The organism is Chryseobacterium cupriresistens, from assembly GCF_046614675.1.
Classification (GTDB): Bacteria; Bacteroidota; Bacteroidia; order Flavobacteriales; family Weeksellaceae; genus Chryseobacterium; species Chryseobacterium cupriresistens.
The window spans coordinates 166,439-182,850 of the sequence record NZ_JBKKJT010000005.1 but is presented as its reverse complement, the minus strand read 5'-3'; the positions used below and the strand labels follow the sequence as shown (position 1 = coordinate 182,850).

Sequence of the window (16,412 nt, the reverse complement as noted above, 5' to 3'; positions counted from 1 at the left end):
TCTTTTGAAAATATACAAAACCCTTATAGGCATTCTATAAGGGTTTTTTGTTAGAATTATTTTTTTAATGATTATTCCTTCATCACTTTCTTTTTAACAACTTTTCCATCAGGATTACTGATCATTATAATATAGACTCCTTTTGGCAGATCTGATAAGTCATAGGAATCAGATGCTTTATTAAATGTTTTCACAAGTTTTCCTGACTGATCAATCACAGAAATCTTTTCAAACTTACTTTGAGAGCTTTGTTTAATATAAAAATCCCCCTTAACCGGATTCGGATATACATCTATATGATCTGCATACGAAACTTCTGACGTTGCCAGGAGGCCGCTTGTAATCTTTACATTATCTATTACAACACCGTAAGAATAATCTCCGGCATCATCATAAACAAATCTTAATTTAAAAGCTGCATTAGCATAGGGTGTCAGATCTATATTGGCGGCAGTATCATAACTGGTTACTACAAATGTAAAAGTATTAAAATCAAGGTCCCATATTCCTGCGTCACCTGAAAAAGTAAAAACCTGAATCCAGGAAGTTCCATTGAAAACTTCAACTTTTAAAGTAGAATCAAGATTATCAATCATATTAGCATAATTAAACGAGAGCTTTGGATTTACTACTCCGGCCAGGTTAATTACAGGAGAAATCAGTCTGGCATTCGTATTAACTACGGATGGTCCTGCATCATCATCATCAAAAAAAGCTGCTCCATCGGGAAAGCCAGCGAAACCATTCTGGGCACCCACATTCCAGTTAAATGAATTATCCGGATTCTCTACCATCCACCCGGCCGGCAAAGCATTTCCGTTGAAATTTTCAGAAAAAACTTGTGCATCACACAGACCACAAATCGACAATAATAGAATAAAGAATTTTTTCATAATAAAATATTTGATGTTTATATAAAATTAGCGAAATATTTTTCATAAAACATTAATAATTATATATAAAATCAATACATTACATGAAATTATTAGAAAAGATCAGAATTTTATACTTAACCTTTAAATCGCATCATATGAAAAAATTAAACAAAGAAAAGATGAAAAGCATTATGGCAGGAGGAGAAATCTGTCTGGAATGTGCTATCGGCTATTATCAGGTCATTATTGAAGGCCGGTGCTATTGTATTTCAATAGATTAAAAAAAAGCAGCTCAACAGCTGCTTTTAATTGTATATCAGAGATCCAATATTGATTAGCTCAACATTCTCTGTGCTTTTTTAACACCTTCCACCAGAGCATCAATTTCTTCGAAAGTATTATAAACAGCAAAACTTGCCCTCACTGTTCCGGCAATATTAAAGAAGTTCATAATAGGCTGCGTACAGTGGTGTCCTGTTCTTACAGCGATTCCCATTTTATCAAGAATCATTCCTACATCAGAGGCAATTCCTACTCCTTCCAGATTAAAAGAAACAACCCCGGTTCTCTTCGCTTTTTCACCATAGATTCTAATACCATCTATTTCCAAAAGCTGTCTTTGCGCATATTCCAATAAAGCATTTTCATGATTCTGAATATGGGTATGACCTACTCTATTCATGAAATCAACAGCAGCACCTAAAGCAATATTCCCGCCTACATTCGGTGTTCCCGCTTCATATTTGAATGGAAGACCTGCATAAGTGGTACCATCGAAAGAACAGGTTGCAATCATCTCTCCTCCTCCATGAAAAGGTGGTAAAGCTTCTAATATTTCTTGTTTTCCATATAAAATACCTGTTCCCATCGGAGCATACATTTTATGACCTGAGAACACAAAGAAATCACAATCCATCTTCTGTACGTCAATATTGAAATGCGGAGCAGACTGAGCTCCGTCTATCACAACATAAGCATCTGTATTCTTTCTTGTTTTGGCAATAATCTCTTCAATCGGATTCACAATACCTAATGCATTGGAAACCTGGTTTACAGAAACAACCTTCGTTTTTTCACTCAAAAACTGATCAAAATAATCCATCTGAAGGATTCCGTTCTCATCAATAGGAATCACGCGTAGTTTCGCTCCGGTTCTTTCACACAGCATCTGCCATGGAACAATATTGGAATGGTGCTCCAGATATGAAATAATGATTTCATCATCTTTCTGCAGTTTCTGTGTTAAAATATAAGCGATGAGGTTCAACCCTTCTGTTGTTCCCTTGGTAAAAATCACCTCAAAGTCATGTTCAGCATTAATGAATTTCTGAATCTTTCTTCTTGAAAGCTCCATTTCTTCTGTTGCCAGCTGGCTCAACGTATGAATCCCTCTGTGAACATTAGCATTAAGTTCTGTATAATATGCGTGACAGACTTCCAAAACTGAATTTGGTTTTTGGGATGTAGCTGCATTATCCAGATAAACCAAAGGTTTACCGTTCACTTCTCTGTCCAATATAGAAAACTGGCTTCTTATTTCCTGAATGTCAAACATTTATTTATTTTTTAAATTAAAACGTCCTTATTTAGAACTCTTCAAATTTACGGCTTTTTTTCCGAAAGGAAGCATGGGTTGGGTACTGATCGCTATCTGTTGATAGAAATATTCAATAGGGTAAGGTGAAGAAAGCCAATAAAACAAAAGATGAAATTACTAAAGGGCAAAAAGACAAAATTGAAAGCAGCCTACCAGATTGTTTAGGTATCCTGCTTACTCGTTATCAAATAAAAAACCCGCCAAAACTGACGGGTTCTTATATTGTTTAAATAAGCAATTCTTATTCTGCTGCAGTTTCAGCTGCTGCTTCAGGAGCAACACCTTCTTCAGTTGCAACTTCTTCATCCTCATCATCATCCTGCATTGCTGCACCTCCTTTCATTGCATTTCTAGACATCTTAACAGCAACTACTACTGCGTTGTCAGGGTGCATGAAAGAATATCCTTCTGTTTTGATACCACCGATGTAAAGTTTGTTACCAATTCTTAATGGAGTAACATCAACTACTACTTCGTCAGGTAGGTTAGCAGGGATAGCTTTTACTTTTAGTTTTCTGAAAGACTGACGTAAAACACCACCAGCTACAACACCTTTTGAACGTCCTGTAATTCTTACCGGAACTTCCATGATCACTGGCTTATCATCAGATAACTGATAGAAGTCAACGTGAAGAATTTTGTCAGTAATCGGGTGAAACTGAATATCCTGAAGAACAGCTGGAATTGTTTTTCCGTCAACCTCAATAGATACCGTGTGTGCTTCAGGAGTGTATACTAATCCTTTGAAAGCTCTCTCTTCAGCAGAGAAGTTCAAAGGTGCTTCACCTCCATAAACAACACAAGGAACTAATTCAGCATCACGTAAAGCTTTTGTAGACTTTTTGCCCACGCTTTCTCTTTTTGTACCTTGAATTGTAATAGATTTCATTTATAAAAAATTTAAAAAATTGTTCTAATTTCAATTTGCAATCTCTTTAAAATCAATTAAATAACAAATTTACTACTAATTGATTTATGCTCATGAACCATTGTCATAACGTCTGCAAATAACGGGGCGCAAGATAGCACTTTTATTTTAGATGACAAATTATTTTTAACAGGAATTGAGTCAGTTACAATAACTTCCAGCAATTTTGAGTTCTCAATATTCTCGTAAGCCTTACCAGAAAGCACTCCGTGGGTAGCCATAGCTCTTACTGTTTTTGCTCCTTTTTCAATCAAGATATCTGCTGCTTTGCAAAGTGTACCTGCAGTATCAATCATATCATCAATAAGGATTACGTTTTTACCTGTAACATCACCAATAAGGAACATTTCTTCTACAACGTTTGCTTTTTTTCTTTCCTTATAAGCAATTACTACTTCAGCACCCAGGTGACCGGCATAGTTTTTCGCTCTTTTCGCACCTCCCATATCCGGAGAAGCAATGGTAAGATTATCAAGATTCAAAGACCTGATGTGGTCTACGAAAATAGTAGAGGCATACAGGTGATCTACCGGAATTTCGAAGAATCCCTGGATTTGATCTGCATGAAGGTCCATTGTCATGATTCTTGTTGCTCCTGCTGCAGTAAGAAGGTTGGCAACTAATTTTGCACCGATCGGCGCTCTTGGTTTGTCTTTTCTGTCCTGTCTGGCAAGACCAAAGTAAGGAATTACTACGGTGATGCTCTTTGCAGAAGCTCTTTTTGCTGCATCAATCATTAGAAGAAGTTCCAAAAGATTGTCTGCAGGAGGGAATGTAGATCCAATCAGGAAAACTCTTCCTCCTCTTACAGATTCGTCCAAAACAGGCTCAAATTCCCCATCACTGAACTCCTGAAAGTTGATTTTTCCTAATTCTTTCCCATAATTCTGGGCAATTTTCTCTGCCAAGTCCCTGCTGGTTCTTGTACAAAATAGATAACTTAACTGATCGGCCATTTTTACTTTTTAAAAGATTTTGCAAATTTAAAAAAAAACCACAAGATTTACTCCTGTGGTTTCTAAGTTTTTATTTTATCAATTATTAAGGGAATTTAACTCCTGAATATTTGTTCGGATCTACCTGTGGAAGTGTAGAGTTGTATTTAGCATTGATAGATTTAATAAATTCATTAGCAACAATACCATATCCGCGTCCTGTCAGATGAACTCCGTCTAAAGAGAAAGCTCCGCCGGTTACAAATGTCGCCGTATATTTTACTCCATCCCAAATAATTCCTGATTTAGAATTCAATTCCATCATTTTAGCGTCCATATCCACAAAGGCAAGACCTTTGTCTGTTGCTGCTTTTTTTATCGCTGTGTTATATCCTGCAGTAGCAGCAAGGACTTTTGCAGTCTCAGCTTCAGTAAGGACAAGCTTATCTTCTAATGGTACGGAAGTACCTCCTCCAGCCTGTGGAGTAAGAACTTTACTAGCTGGTAAAAGAATTAAATCCTTCGCTGTTGTTTGTCTGTATTTTGGAAGCCCCGGAACAGTTGACAGATCTTTATCTACAATTACAGCTCCGTTGACTGCTGCTCCGGCAGTAAATTTAATTAACCTTCTCTGATATTCCGCATCGCTGATCGCTCCTAAGGTTTTAGCCTGAAGCAATCCTGCGTTATACTGAGCATATCCTGTATTCAGCTGAGTCACCTGAGCATCTGTCAAACCCGTAAGAGGCATAGCAGGAATTCTCGTAAAGTAAGGGACATTGGTAACTGTAGGAATATTAGCAATAACACCTTTTCTTTTTGTACCGGCAGGGAATAGTTTATCTACTAAATAAGCATAGGTATTACTGAACCCTACCCCTACAGCACCATCTACTGGCGTAATCGGAACATTCGGATCAGCTCCTCCTGAAGTTGCATATAATAAAACATCATTATTTCCTATCCATAAAGAAATGAAGGTTGGGTCTTGTTTTAGGGCATCTTCTACTACTGAAGTTGTTGTTGATGACGCAAACCTTACGAAATATGGATTTGCAGTAGCAGGCGTAGAGATTAATCCGGCTGGATTCCCATATCCCGGAGCCAGTAAATGCGCTACTCTTGCTCCCGGAACTCCCATATTCTGGTAAGGACCACCAGCAGAAACATTATCTAATGCTGCTCCTGGAGCTGTTGGACCGGGAGTTAATGCTCCGTTCACCACACTTAACACATATTTACCTGCAAAATCTCCTGTTGCTGGGTTAAATAAATTGGTAAACCCTCCTGTGTCATTAGGCATCATTGGCTGTTTAAAAGCGCCTCCACCTGCTAATTGCATTTGCGCTGCAATCATGCTTGGATAAGATTCATTCTGTCCACTGCTGTAAAGTGCTCCATCTCTATAACCAGCAGTTAATGAGTTTCCTAACGATATATATTTTGAAAAGTCTGCGTCTCCTTTTGTTACCGGGATATCTTTCACATCCGTATCGAAATCCGTATTACAGCTTACTGTAAAAAGAAGTGCAGAAACTGCCATTGTCGATATTATAATTTTTTTCATAGTCTTCTAAAATTAAAATGGATTATAAGAGAAACCTAGACCAAAGTAGAAAGCAGTTGCTTTTGACTGTCCGTTAAGCCCTATATTAACATTATTCACCTTTCTGTACTGAGGCATTGCATATCCTCCGGCAACATCAATTCCGAACTGCTTCAGCTTGAAGCCTACCCCACCTGTAACCACATAGGTATCATATGAAGGAGTTTCCGGTATAAAGTTATCCGTAGTATAAGGTGCTTCATCATAATAAGCTCCCAAACGTCCGTAGATCATATTGGTGAATGCATACTGGGTTCCCAGTCTGAAAGTTTTGGAGTTTTTGAAGTTCTTAGGATTGGTAAGAATCGTTGGGTCTGACGGATTGTTTCCGATAGGCGCATTCTCAAAATCCAATGTAAGTTTGCTGTATCTTTCCCATCCGTGATAGTTAAAGTCTGCAGAAACCTGCCACTTCGGTGTTATCTTATAAGTCAAACCAATGGTATATTCTTCAACCAATGGCAGCGTTGCTGAGAAACCATCTTGTCCTGCAGCATTCAGTTTTAGCTGATTATAAACAGATTGAGAAGGGAACTGGAATGTAGCAGTTCCTGATTTAGCTTTCATATCGATTGCTGAACGATATGCAATACTCACATCTAATTTCGGGTCAGGTCTGAAATAGAAACCGAATCCATATCCGTGGCCGGTTGCATTATCGTCATTAATATTAACCTTTCCGTCAAATTGAGTCACTGCCTTGTCCCAATCCACTTTTCCTCTTGCGTAGATATAGCTGGCACCAAAAGATACCCATGGAGCCAATTTTACAGAGACCATTGGCTGGAAATAGAAACTTTTCAGTTCCATTTTCTGTACCAATTCCTTACCTTCCCAGTTATCAGGCCATTTGATTGTACTTCCAAAAGGCGTTGAAAAACTGAACCCTACGGTAAGTTTCTCTATGGGTCTATAAGTAATTGCAGCATATATAGGTGTTCCTATAGGGTTATCTGTTTCTGCACTTTGTAAAGTATTGAAGTTTTGAAAAGTAACTTTATTACTTGCACCAAACCCTCCTGCCACTACACTCAGCTTGGAAGGGATAAATGACATACCCGCCGGGTTAAAGAATGTCACACTCGCGTCTTCGGCATGAGCACTAGTATGCGCCATTGCCAATTGTTTTACCCCCTGCAGGGAAACTCTGAAGCCTCCTGCATAAGATAGAACTCCCGCCAATAAAGCAGTTGATACTAATATTTTTTTCATAGACTATTATTATATATATAAGCCAAATATAAAATTATTTTGAATACGTCTGTTAATATTTCCTAATATTTTAAACAATATTGCAAAAGAAAACTATGTTTAAAATAACACCTCGAAGAAAATAAAATGCAAAATAATCATTATTAACTATTTAAAACAGTTGATAAACCAAGTCATATTCATTGTTTAGTTTTAAACGATTGTTTAAAACCAAACAATAATGCTCTAAAAAAGCAATACAGGAAAGTAAAAAGATAATAAATGTTAAAGGAAACAAAATAGAATAAATATTAGCATCTGATTAAGTCTACAGCCATCATTCTTAGTCAAAATATGAAAATGTTTTATGCCGAATTCAGCTTATTTAAGTATTTTAGAATCGCATAAAGATAAAAATACATAAATTTGCAGATTATAAATAATAGAAAATATGAGTTGTGGATGTAAAACATCCGGCGATTCTGCACATTCTTGCGGCCCTAAAAAAACCGCAAATGGCTGTGAAAATGTAAATACCTGCGGGAATAGTTATAAATTAAGTGTTTTTGACTGGCTTTCTAACATCAACAATCCGGCACCGAACAGGTGTGATTTTGTAGAAGTTAGATTTAAAAATGACAGAAAATCGTTTTATAAAAATGTAAATAATATTCCTTTACATATAGGTAGCGTAATTACAGTAGAATCAAGTCCGGGACACGATGTAGGCGTAGTAAGCCTTACGGGAGAATTAGTAAAGATTCAGATGAAAAAGAAAAAGTTTTCTGAAGAATCGGCACTCAAAATATACAGACAGGCCAACCAAAAAGACCTTGAGGTATGGCAGGAAGCAAGAAAAAAAGAAGATGGCGTAAAGCTTGAAGCAAGAAAAATTGCACAAAGATTAGGTCTTGAAATGAAAGTTACTGACGTGGAATATCAGGGGGATGCTTCAAAAATCACCTTTTATTACACTGCTGATAACCGAGTGGATTTCAGACAATTAATTAAAGATTACGCCGGAGCTTTCCGTACTAAAATTGATATGAAACAGATTGGTTTCAGACAGGAAGCAGCCAAGGTGGGCGGAATCGGATCTTGCGGACGTGAGCTTTGCTGTTCTACATGGCTTACAGATTTCAGGTCTGTAAACACCAACGTTGCAAGATATCAACAACTGAGCATCAACCCTCAGAAACTTGCAGGACAGTGCGGTAAGCTTAAATGTTGTCTTAACTATGAGCTTGACAGCTATCTGGATGCGTTAAGCAACTTCCCTTCTTCTTCAACTACTTTGGAAACAGAAAAAGGAAAAGCATTCTGTATCAAAATTGATGTTTTCAAAAAGAAAATGTGGTTTGCTTACGTGGATAGTTCAATCGCATGGTATGATTTCGATATTGATCTTGTTAAAAAACTGATTTCAAAAAACAAAAGAGGTGAAAAAACGCTTCCTCTTGAAGACTTGAAACAGCCGGAAGCCTCTACTCATACTATTGACCTGATCCAGGAAAATAATGTGGACCGATTTGAGAAGAAAAACAGAGGAAACAGAAACAGGAATAAGCAGAATAACGGACAACAGGGATCACAAAACCAAGGTCAGGGACAAGGACAAAAAAGAAACAGACCGGAGAAAAACGACAGGCCGGAAAGATCTGAAAAAACCGAAAACCCAAATGCCCAGTCTGCCAATCAGCCTAGACCTCAAAAGCAGCACCCACAGCAAAAAGCACCTGTGGAAAAAGCGGTGAACAACTCTGATGCTGATAAGAAGCCACAGAGCAATCCAAATAAGAAAAAATTCAAAAAGAGATATCCTCCAAAAAAAGATAATAATGCATAAAATTTTAGGATTACTGTCACTTATCCTTTTCTTTAGCTGTAACTCTTCCTCAGGAGGAGACATCATTATGAATTCCGTTGATAACAAATGGAATAAGAAAAGTGAACAAAAATTTAATCTTGAAGTTTCAGATCCGCAGAATCCTAAAAATATTATATTTGTCGTAAGAAATAACAACACTTATCCTTACAGCAATATAAGGTTTATAGTGAATTTCACCAATCTACAGAACAAAAAAAAGGAAACAGACACTTTAAATTATGTTCTGGCTAAACCAAACGGAGAATGGCTTGGTACAGGGTTTGGTGATACGAAAGAAACTTTGTTTCAGTATAAAGTAAATTACCAGTTTCCAGGAAAAGGAAAATATGAAATCGGTCTTACCCAGGCGATGAGAAACGACAACCTTCCGGGAATTGAGGATATTGGGGTAAAAATAGAAACGGCTAAACCGTAACCATAAATGGAAGAAAACAAAAAAAATGCAGGAAATAAGGGGAAAACATTTCCTCTGCCTCCCAAGAAAAAGAAAGATACCTCCTGGAGAAAATGGGTTTCATTTATTTGGATAGGACTCATCGCGGTAGTTCTTGGAATTTCAGTACTTTTCTTTTCGGTTTCCCAAGGATTCCTTGGTGAAATGCCTGATGTAAAAGAACTTGAAAATCCGGACATCTTTGTTGCTTCTGAGATCATTTCTTCAGACGGAGTAACCTTGGGTAAATTCGAAAAAGAAAAAACTCAGCCCATTGTTTATAAGGACCTTCCTCCTTTCCTTATCTATGCGCTTCAGGCTAAAGAAGATGAGCGTTTCAAAGAACATTCAGGAATTGACCTTCAGTCTGTTGCCAGAGCAGTAGTTTTTGGTGGCGGCCGAGGTGGAGGATCTACCATTACCCAGCAGCTGGCAAAATTACTTTTCACAGGGAAAAGAGCAGATAATAAAATTAAGGCTGTTTTTCAAAAGCTGAAAGAATGGGTAGTGGCTGTAAGTCTTGAAAAGAGATATACCAAAGAAGAAATTGTAACATTGTATTTCAATAAGTTTGATTTCCTTTACAATGCCAACGGAATTGAAATGGCTTCCAAAATATACTTTAACAAGAAGACCTCCGAACTTACTTTACCCGAAGCAACCATGTTTGTTGCTATGCTTGAAAATCCGGTAAAAAACAACCCAATGAGAAATCCGGAAAGAGCAAAAGCGAGAAGAGATGTTGTTTTGGATCAAATGCTGAAAACAGGCTACATAGATCAGGCTACGTTTGACAAAGCAGTTGCAACACCTATTGCATTAGATTATCATCCAATCAAAAATATTAACGATGATTATTCTGCCTATTACAAGTTTTATCTGAGAAAAGAGATTGATAAATATCTTGAAACTCACGAAAAAGAAACCGGCAAAAAACTAAACCTTTACAAAGACGGTTTAAAAATATACGTTACCCTTGATTCTAAAATGCAGAAATATGCGGAAGAGGCAATTAAGGAGCACTTAACGGATCTTCAGAAAAGATTTGATGCGGAACAAAGAGGAAGAAAGAACAGACCTTTCTACTATCTGAACGACAAACAAATCAATGATGTGATGGTTCAGGCTATGAAAAGAACCGGAAGATACAAGATGTTGAAAGCAGACGGTATGCCTGATGATTCTATCATGATGGAATTCAAAAAACCTATCAAAACTTCAAGATTCACATGGAACGGAGAAGAAGAGATAGAAATGTCTCCATGGGATTCTATCAGATATCATAAACAAATTGCACAGGCAGGTTTAATGTCTATGGTTCCGGGAACAGGAGAAATCAAAGCATGGGTAGGTGGTATAGACTGGCAGCACTTCCAGTATGATCACATCAAGCAAGGTAAGAGACAGGTAGGATCCACATTTAAGCCTTTCGTATATGCCACTGCGATTATGAAACTCGGAATGACACCTTGTTCAGCTGTTTCTAACGGAACATACGATCATAACGGATGGCATGTACCGGGAAGAGGCGGAATGCTAACTTTAAAAGATGCATTGGCACATTCTCAAAACCCTGTTGCCGCAAGACTTATTGAAATGACAGGAGTAGACGCTGTAATCCAGACGGCAAGAGATCTGGGAGTAACAGAAGATATTCCAAGAAACAATACAATTGCTTTAGGTTCATCAGACATTACAATTTACGAAATGCTTGGTGCTTACAGTACTTTTGCCAACTATGGTAACTATAACAAACCAGAAATGATCTGGAGAATTGAAGATGCCAACGGTAGAGTCATCAAGGAAGTAAACGTGGAACCTAAGGAAGTAATGAACCCAATGTATGCTTACACCATGATTGAACTGATGAAAGGTGTTGCACAATACGGAACCGCTTCCGGAGAACTGGGAAGAAGAGGAATTTCAAAAGCAGTAGAAATTGCTGCCAAAACAGGAACAACTCAAAACAACTCTGATGGATGGTTTATGGGAATTACTCCAAAATTAGCAACCGGAGCATGGGTTGGATGGGAAGACAGAGCTACCCACTTTTATGGAACAGGTGAAGGTCAGGGTGCAAAAATGGCATTGCCAATCTGGGCTATATTCATGAAGAAAGTATGGGCAGATAAGAGCCTGGGAGTTACCCCTGATGATAAGTTTGTAAAACCTTCAGACTGGAAAGACGGATGTTCAAACCTTAAAGGATTAAGCGGAGGATATGGAGATGAAGGAAGCCTTCAAACCATTGATGAGATCAAAAATCCAAGGCCGGCAGATCCAACGCCTAAAAAACCAACAGAAAAGAAAGAGGACAACATCAATGAAAACCTTCATTCCAATGATGAAGTAGATTTCAATAAATAATTTCTCTTTTAGAAATACATAAGACCTTTCAATAATCTGAAAGGTCTTTTCTTTTATAATTAATACCTTTGAAGGATGAATATCGAACGTATCAGACAGCCATTTATTGAAAATTTCCCGGGTGATTTCTCCAACAACCCAATGCAGAGAAATACCCCGAAGGTTTTATTTGCCACCATTAAACCCGCAGGCTTTGATAAACCTGAGCTGATAACTTTTAACGAAGCATTATCAGAGGAAATAGGCTTGGGAAAATATGAAGATAAAGACCTGGATTTTCTGGTTGGAAATCATCTTCCGGACAATATTCAAACCTATGCCACAGCATATGCAGGACATCAGTTCGGAAACTGGGCAGGACAACTTGGAGACGGAAGAGCCATTCTTGCCGGTGAAATTATCAATGAGGCAGGAAAAAAGACCGAGATTCAATGGAAAGGAGCCGGAGCAACACCCTACTCCAGACATGCCGATGGAAGAGCTGTGTTAAGATCTTCTGTACGTGAATACCTGATGAGTGAGGCCATGTATCATCTGGGCATTCCTACAACCAGAGCGCTTAGCCTGGCTTTCACAGGTGAAGATGTAATGCGTGACATCATGTATAACGGAAATCCAAAACTGGAAAAAGGTGCAGTGGTTATCAGAACTGCTGAAAGTTTCTTACGTTTCGGACATTTTGAACTCATGTCTGCCCAAAGAGAATACAACAATCTTCAGGAGCTTGCCGACTTTACCATTGAAAACTATTATCCGGAAATTACATCAACTGACGACAAAAAATACAGAGACTTCTTTGAAAATATATGTACCCGGACTGCCGACTTGATGGTTGAATGGTTCAGAGTAGGCTTTGTACACGGAGTGATGAATACAGACAACATGTCTGTTCTCGGATTAACGATTGATTACGGCCCCTATTCCATGATGGATGAATATGATTTGAATTTTACTCCCAACACTACAGATCTTCCAGGAAGAAGATATGCTTTCGGAAAACAGGGACAGATCGCTCAGTGGAATCTTTGGCAGCTGGCCAATGCTCTTCATCCATTAATCAAAGATGAAAAGTTTTTGGAAGATACTTTAAATAATTTTGGCACCTATTTTTGGGAAGCCCACGACCAGATGCTTTGCAGAAAGTTCGGATTTGATCAGCTGCGAAAAGAAGATGAGGATTTCTTCACCAACTGGCAAGGTCTTATGCAAGAGCTTCAGCTGGATTATACCCTGTTTTTCAATCAACTGGCAAAAACAACTCAAGAAACCAATATATCAGAGCACTTTAAAGAGGTCTCTTATATTATTTTGGACGAAAAAAAGTTGACAAAACTTAATAATTTCATCAAAAGTTATAGATCAAGATTAGAATTAAACTCTAATTCCAGAGAAGAATGTTTAGCCATGATGGAAAAAACAAACCCAAAATTTATTCTTAGAAATTATCTTCTTTACGAATGTATTGAAGAGATCAGCAACGGTAAAAAGGAAATGCTGGAAAAGCTTACCAAAGCTCTTGAAAATCCATATCAGGAAATCTACCCTGAATTCTCCGTCAAAAGGCCGTCGGGATATGATGATACAGCGGGATGTTCCACACTTTCATGTAGTTCATAATTGATTATTATTCATAAAAAATTAAAAAACATGTAATTATTTTCATTTTTTTATTACTTTTACTGTCAACTTTAAACGTAAACCAAATGAAAACAAAATTACTATTCATCTTCTTAGTCTCTTCTATATTGGGAAATGCGCAAACTCTACTTTCGGAAAATTTTGAAGGAACAACATTTCCTCCTGCAGGGTGGACAAAATCAAACACTAATGTATCCAGAGCATGGGACTTAACAGGCAATGTTTTTTCAGGTAGTTCCGCTTCTTCAATTGAATTAAAAACAAGGTTTACTATCGCGGGAAATAATTCAGCTACGATTGACTGGATATCAGGAGCTAATACAGCAAATCTTGTAAGCCCGGCATTCAGTCTGGTAGGAGCTACAAGCCCTACCTTTAGCTTTAAAGTAAAAGTTGGCTGGGGTTATATGATAAGTCTTAACCAGGGAAATCTTCTGGCACAGATTTCAACAGACGGAGGAACAAACTGGACGACTCTCTGGAACGAAGATAGCGAACCTGGTTTTACTGATGATGGTGATGGTAATATCGATACGGATTTCTACAACACAGTTACTGTACAGAAAAGTCTTGCTGCATATGTTGGGCAAGCTAACGTAAAAATACGGTTCCAATATGTTGCCAATGATGCAGATGCTGTTTCTATTGATGATGTACAGGTTATTGCTAACGGAACTCTTGGTACATCTGAAGTCTCAAAAACAAAAGTGGATAACCTTTCAGTTTATCCGAATCCTACAAAAGGTATAGTCAGCATTAAAACAGATAAAAAAATCAAAGCTACATCTGTAATTGATATCTCAGGTAAAACTATAAGTACAAACAATTCTGAAACTACAGATATTTCGTCACTTCCAAAAGGAACTTACTTACTAAAAGTAGACTTCTCTGATGGAACATCCAAAACCGAGAAAGTAATCAAACAGTAAGAACGTTTATACAAACTTTTACAACCACCAATTTTGGTGGTTTTTTTATTTTACTTTTGCAAAAAATTTGACACGTGTCTTCTATCAAAACAAAATTTATCCATTTTTTAAAACTGGTTTTCCCATCCACCTATACCGAACTGGCAATATTTCTGTTTTTCATGATCTGTTATGGAATATTAGGATCTTATATAGCCCTGCATTATAGAATTATCTTTGACAATAGAATTCCATGGGACGCTTATTTCAGTTTTGATAATAAATCGATCCTTATGACAGGAGGCAGCTTTGAAAGACACCCTCTGTCCTACTACTTTTTTAACTGGGTAAGAGAATTTTCATTATTTATTTCAGGAGGAAAAATGGATGCCAGCTTCAGACTCACGCTGGCATGGCTCAGTAATATCATCATCACATTGAATATAGTTCAGGTCTTTAAATATGTAAAGAACATCATTTGCCTTCCTTTATGGTTAAACCTTTTAATTATTCTTTTTTTCGGTGCCTTTTCAACCAACATCATCTTGTCTTTTACTCCGGAAAACTTCACCTACACTTTATTCTTACTCTCATTATACAATCACTATGCAGCAATAAAACTAAAGAAGGAAGAAAAAATACCTGCAACCGCCTTATCACTGGCAGGAACTGCCATCGGAGGGCTTACCATAACCAACTTTGTAAAAGTTTTCATCCCACTTTTATTTGAAAAAGGACTTTTCAGAAACTGGAAAAAATTCGGAAATGCAGTGCTTAGAGTAACAGTCTCTATGATCTGTTTTGTACTTCTTTATTTGAACAGAATTGATTTTAAATATCAGACTATTTTTTCAAAAACAAATCAGCAATATGAAAAGTTCTCCAATGTAAAGTCGATGCCGACATGGGACATGATTCTTTCGTTCTTTTTCGGAGGTAATATTCTTTTCCCCGGATTTATTATGTCAGACAAGCATAATATGAAAGGCTTTAATTTCAAGGGCCTTTACATGGACCTTTATTCATCAGTGTTTCCTTACTTTTTTGTAATCCTGCTGTTGATTCTGATCATTTGGAGTTATTGTAAAAATTTCAAAAATAAATGGGTTCAGGTGATTGCCATTTCATTTTTCATTGACATTGCGATCCATTGTGTGATGAGGTTTGGTCTTCATACTTCCTACATTTACGGAGGACATTTTGTTTTTGTATATCCTTTGCTTTTAGGATGGCTCTTTTTTGCTTACAGATCATCACCTAAAATCATGTCATTGCTAACATTAACGGTTGTCGTGTTATTCACTTATCTGCTCGCCACTAATATTTTCAGAATGACAGAATTTTTCTGGTTTATGGAACATTATTATAAATAAAAAAGCTGAGAATGTTTCTCAGCTTTTTGTTTTTCTATGTTGAAATAAATTCTTCTTATTTTGCTTCGGCACAGAAAATTCTATACTGTACTGCTACTGCAGATTTAAAGTATTCTCTGATTCTGGAAAGATCACTGGCAGCACTTTGTTTTGTGAAATAACTTCCGGCCAAAATCTTATAGTTGGGTCTTAAAGACGCATCTGTTTCCACTTTCAGGTTGGGAAATCTTTTTCTGAAATAAGACTTCACCTCGTTGGCTTCTTCATTACTTTTCACTGTTGTAATCTGAATTTTAAATCCTAAAATTCTAGGATTTTTCTTACAGATTTCAGCATTGGTAAGTTCTCTGCTTGGCACAAAGATCTTAGGTGGTTTTGTAGTTATTCCTGTAGAAATTCCACTATCATTATTACTGAAATCTCTGGAAGAATTTGTTGGCGCAGCTTTAGCACATTTCCCTTCAATTCCTTCCAAAGCAGCATTTATTTTGGAATCCATTGTCATTACAAGCTCTGTTCCTGACAGGGTGTCCTTTTTAACAACTTGCTGTGCTTCAATATTATAAAATCCAAATAATGATAATATCGAAAATATTTTGATTAGATTTCTCATTTAAACTTGTTTCCGCAAATTTATACAAATTAAAAAACTATACCAAACTGGTTATTTAGA

General features: G+C 37.1%; 15 protein-coding genes. 8 read left to right on the top strand and 7 right to left on the bottom strand.

Annotated elements, in window-relative coordinates:
• Positions 1 to 71: 71 nt before the first annotated feature.
• Positions 72 to 893, bottom strand: coding sequence for a T9SS type A sorting domain-containing protein (locus ACLI50_RS15315; protein WP_395972184.1), 822 nt, complete (start codon positions 891 to 893; stop codon positions 72 to 74).
• Between the two features lie 137 nt (positions 894 to 1,030).
• Here ACLI50_RS15315 and ACLI50_RS15310 point away from each other — a divergent pair, with 137 nt between their 5' ends.
• Positions 1,031 to 1,156, top strand: a complete 126-nt coding sequence (locus tag ACLI50_RS15310; protein ID WP_202841888.1) for a GNAT family acetyltransferase — start codon at positions 1,031 to 1,033, stop codon at positions 1,154 to 1,156.
• Between the two features lie 53 nt (positions 1,157 to 1,209).
• On the opposite strand, the gene ACLI50_RS15305 is transcribed toward ACLI50_RS15310, so the two are convergent.
• A complete protein-coding gene (locus tag ACLI50_RS15305; protein WP_202841890.1) occupies positions 1,210 to 2,430 on the bottom strand; it encodes a cysteine desulfurase in 1,221 nt (406 codons plus the stop codon).
• A 125-nt stretch (positions 2,431 to 2,555) separates the two neighbouring features.
• Here ACLI50_RS15305 and ACLI50_RS15300 point away from each other — a divergent pair, with 125 nt between their 5' ends.
• Positions 2,556 to 2,702, top strand: a complete 147-nt coding sequence (locus tag ACLI50_RS15300; protein WP_411414155.1) for a hypothetical protein — start codon at positions 2,556 to 2,558, stop codon at positions 2,700 to 2,702.
• Between the two features lie 11 nt (positions 2,703 to 2,713).
• Here the strand turns inward: ACLI50_RS15300 and ACLI50_RS15295 are convergent, their stop codons facing one another.
• The 4 genes from ACLI50_RS15295 to ACLI50_RS15280 all read right to left on the bottom strand — a co-directional run bounded on the left by ACLI50_RS15295 (position 2,714) and on the right by ACLI50_RS15280 (position 7,153).
• Complete coding sequence (locus ACLI50_RS15295; RefSeq protein ID WP_411414154.1) at positions 2,714 to 3,361, bottom strand: 50S ribosomal protein L25/general stress protein Ctc; 648 nt, start codon at positions 3,359 to 3,361, stop codon at positions 2,714 to 2,716.
• A 56-nt stretch (positions 3,362 to 3,417) separates the two neighbouring features.
• Complete coding sequence (locus tag ACLI50_RS15290; RefSeq protein ID WP_110009120.1) at positions 3,418 to 4,356, bottom strand: ribose-phosphate pyrophosphokinase; 939 nt, start codon at positions 4,354 to 4,356, stop codon at positions 3,418 to 3,420.
• A gap of 85 nt (positions 4,357 to 4,441) precedes the next feature.
• Complete coding sequence (locus ACLI50_RS15285; protein ID WP_343643873.1) at positions 4,442 to 5,902, bottom strand: G-D-S-L family lipolytic protein; 1,461 nt, start codon at positions 5,900 to 5,902, stop codon at positions 4,442 to 4,444.
• A gap of 12 nt (positions 5,903 to 5,914) precedes the next feature.
• Positions 5,915 to 7,153: an OmpP1/FadL family transporter gene (locus ACLI50_RS15280; protein WP_110009118.1), complete on the bottom strand. Its 1,239-nt coding sequence runs from the start codon at positions 7,151 to 7,153 to the stop codon at positions 5,915 to 5,917.
• A 430-nt stretch (positions 7,154 to 7,583) separates the two neighbouring features.
• Between ACLI50_RS15280 and ACLI50_RS15275 the strand changes: the two genes are divergently transcribed.
• The 6 genes from ACLI50_RS15275 (at position 7,584) to ACLI50_RS15250 (ending at position 15,739) form a co-directional block, all read left to right on the top strand.
• On the top strand, positions 7,584 to 8,978 hold the full coding sequence (locus ACLI50_RS15275) for a PSP1 domain-containing protein (protein WP_411414153.1): 1,395 nt from the start codon (positions 7,584 to 7,586) through the stop codon (positions 8,976 to 8,978).
• Positions 8,971 to 9,435, top strand: coding sequence for a gliding motility lipoprotein GldH (locus ACLI50_RS15270; RefSeq protein ID WP_411414152.1), 465 nt, complete (start codon positions 8,971 to 8,973; stop codon positions 9,433 to 9,435). The genes ACLI50_RS15275 and ACLI50_RS15270 overlap by 8 nt, the downstream gene beginning before the upstream one ends.
• A gap of 6 nt (positions 9,436 to 9,441) precedes the next feature.
• Positions 9,442 to 11,820, top strand: coding sequence for a transglycosylase domain-containing protein (locus tag ACLI50_RS15265; RefSeq protein ID WP_110009115.1), 2,379 nt, complete (start codon positions 9,442 to 9,444; stop codon positions 11,818 to 11,820).
• 75 nt (positions 11,821 to 11,895) lie between these two features.
• The gene (locus ACLI50_RS15260) at positions 11,896 to 13,437 is read left to right on the top strand and encodes a protein adenylyltransferase SelO (RefSeq protein ID WP_202841901.1); all 1,542 of its coding nucleotides are present in this window, start codon (positions 11,896 to 11,898) and stop codon (positions 13,435 to 13,437) included.
• 86 nt (positions 13,438 to 13,523) lie between these two features.
• Entirely contained in the window at positions 13,524 to 14,387 is an 864-nt protein-coding gene (locus ACLI50_RS15255; RefSeq protein WP_202841903.1) for a T9SS type A sorting domain-containing protein, read from the top strand.
• Between the two features lie 74 nt (positions 14,388 to 14,461).
• The gene (locus ACLI50_RS15250; RefSeq protein WP_411414151.1) at positions 14,462 to 15,739 is read left to right on the top strand and encodes a DUF6080 domain-containing protein; all 1,278 of its coding nucleotides are present in this window, start codon (positions 14,462 to 14,464) and stop codon (positions 15,737 to 15,739) included.
• A 55-nt stretch (positions 15,740 to 15,794) separates the two neighbouring features.
• On the opposite strand, the gene ACLI50_RS15245 is transcribed toward ACLI50_RS15250, so the two are convergent.
• Positions 15,795 to 16,352 carry an SPOR domain-containing protein gene (locus ACLI50_RS15245; protein ID WP_227941202.1) on the bottom strand — a complete coding sequence of 186 codons (558 nt, stop codon included), beginning with the start codon at positions 16,350 to 16,352 and terminating at the stop codon, positions 15,795 to 15,797.
• Between the last annotated feature and the right edge of the window lie 60 nt (positions 16,353 to 16,412).

Bases quoted from the DNA above. Each gene is read 5' to 3' on its own strand.
- ACLI50_RS15260 (WP_202841901.1), top strand. From the start codon at position 11,896: ATGAATATCGAACGTATCAGACAGCCATTTATTGAAAATTTCCCGGGT.
- ACLI50_RS15275 (WP_411414153.1), top strand. From the start codon at position 7,584: ATGAGTTGTGGATGTAAAACATCCGGCGATTCTGCACATTCTTGCGGC.
- ACLI50_RS15255 (WP_202841903.1), top strand. From the start codon at position 13,524: ATGAAAACAAAATTACTATTCATCTTCTTAGTCTCTTCTATATTGGGA.
- ACLI50_RS15265 (WP_110009115.1), top strand. From the start codon at position 9,442: ATGGAAGAAAACAAAAAAAATGCAGGAAATAAGGGGAAAACATTTCCT.
- ACLI50_RS15245 (WP_227941202.1), bottom strand. From the start codon at position 16,352: ATGAGAAATCTAATCAAAATATTTTCGATATTATCATTATTTGGATTT.
- ACLI50_RS15280 (WP_110009118.1), bottom strand. From the start codon at position 7,153: ATGAAAAAAATATTAGTATCAACTGCTTTATTGGCGGGAGTTCTATCT.
- ACLI50_RS15315 (WP_395972184.1), bottom strand. From the start codon at position 893: ATGAAAAAATTCTTTATTCTATTATTGTCGATTTGTGGTCTGTGTGAT.
- ACLI50_RS15285 (WP_343643873.1), bottom strand. From the start codon at position 5,902: ATGAAAAAAATTATAATATCGACAATGGCAGTTTCTGCACTTCTTTTT.
- ACLI50_RS15270 (WP_411414152.1), top strand. From the start codon at position 8,971: ATGCATAAAATTTTAGGATTACTGTCACTTATCCTTTTCTTTAGCTGT.
- ACLI50_RS15305 (WP_202841890.1), bottom strand. From the start codon at position 2,430: ATGTTTGACATTCAGGAAATAAGAAGCCAGTTTTCTATATTGGACAGA.
- ACLI50_RS15310 (WP_202841888.1), top strand. From the start codon at position 1,031: ATGAAAAAATTAAACAAAGAAAAGATGAAAAGCATTATGGCAGGAGGA.
- ACLI50_RS15295 (WP_411414154.1), bottom strand. From the start codon at position 3,361: ATGAAATCTATTACAATTCAAGGTACAAAAAGAGAAAGCGTGGGCAAA.
- ACLI50_RS15290 (WP_110009120.1), bottom strand. From the start codon at position 4,356: ATGGCCGATCAGTTAAGTTATCTATTTTGTACAAGAACCAGCAGGGAC.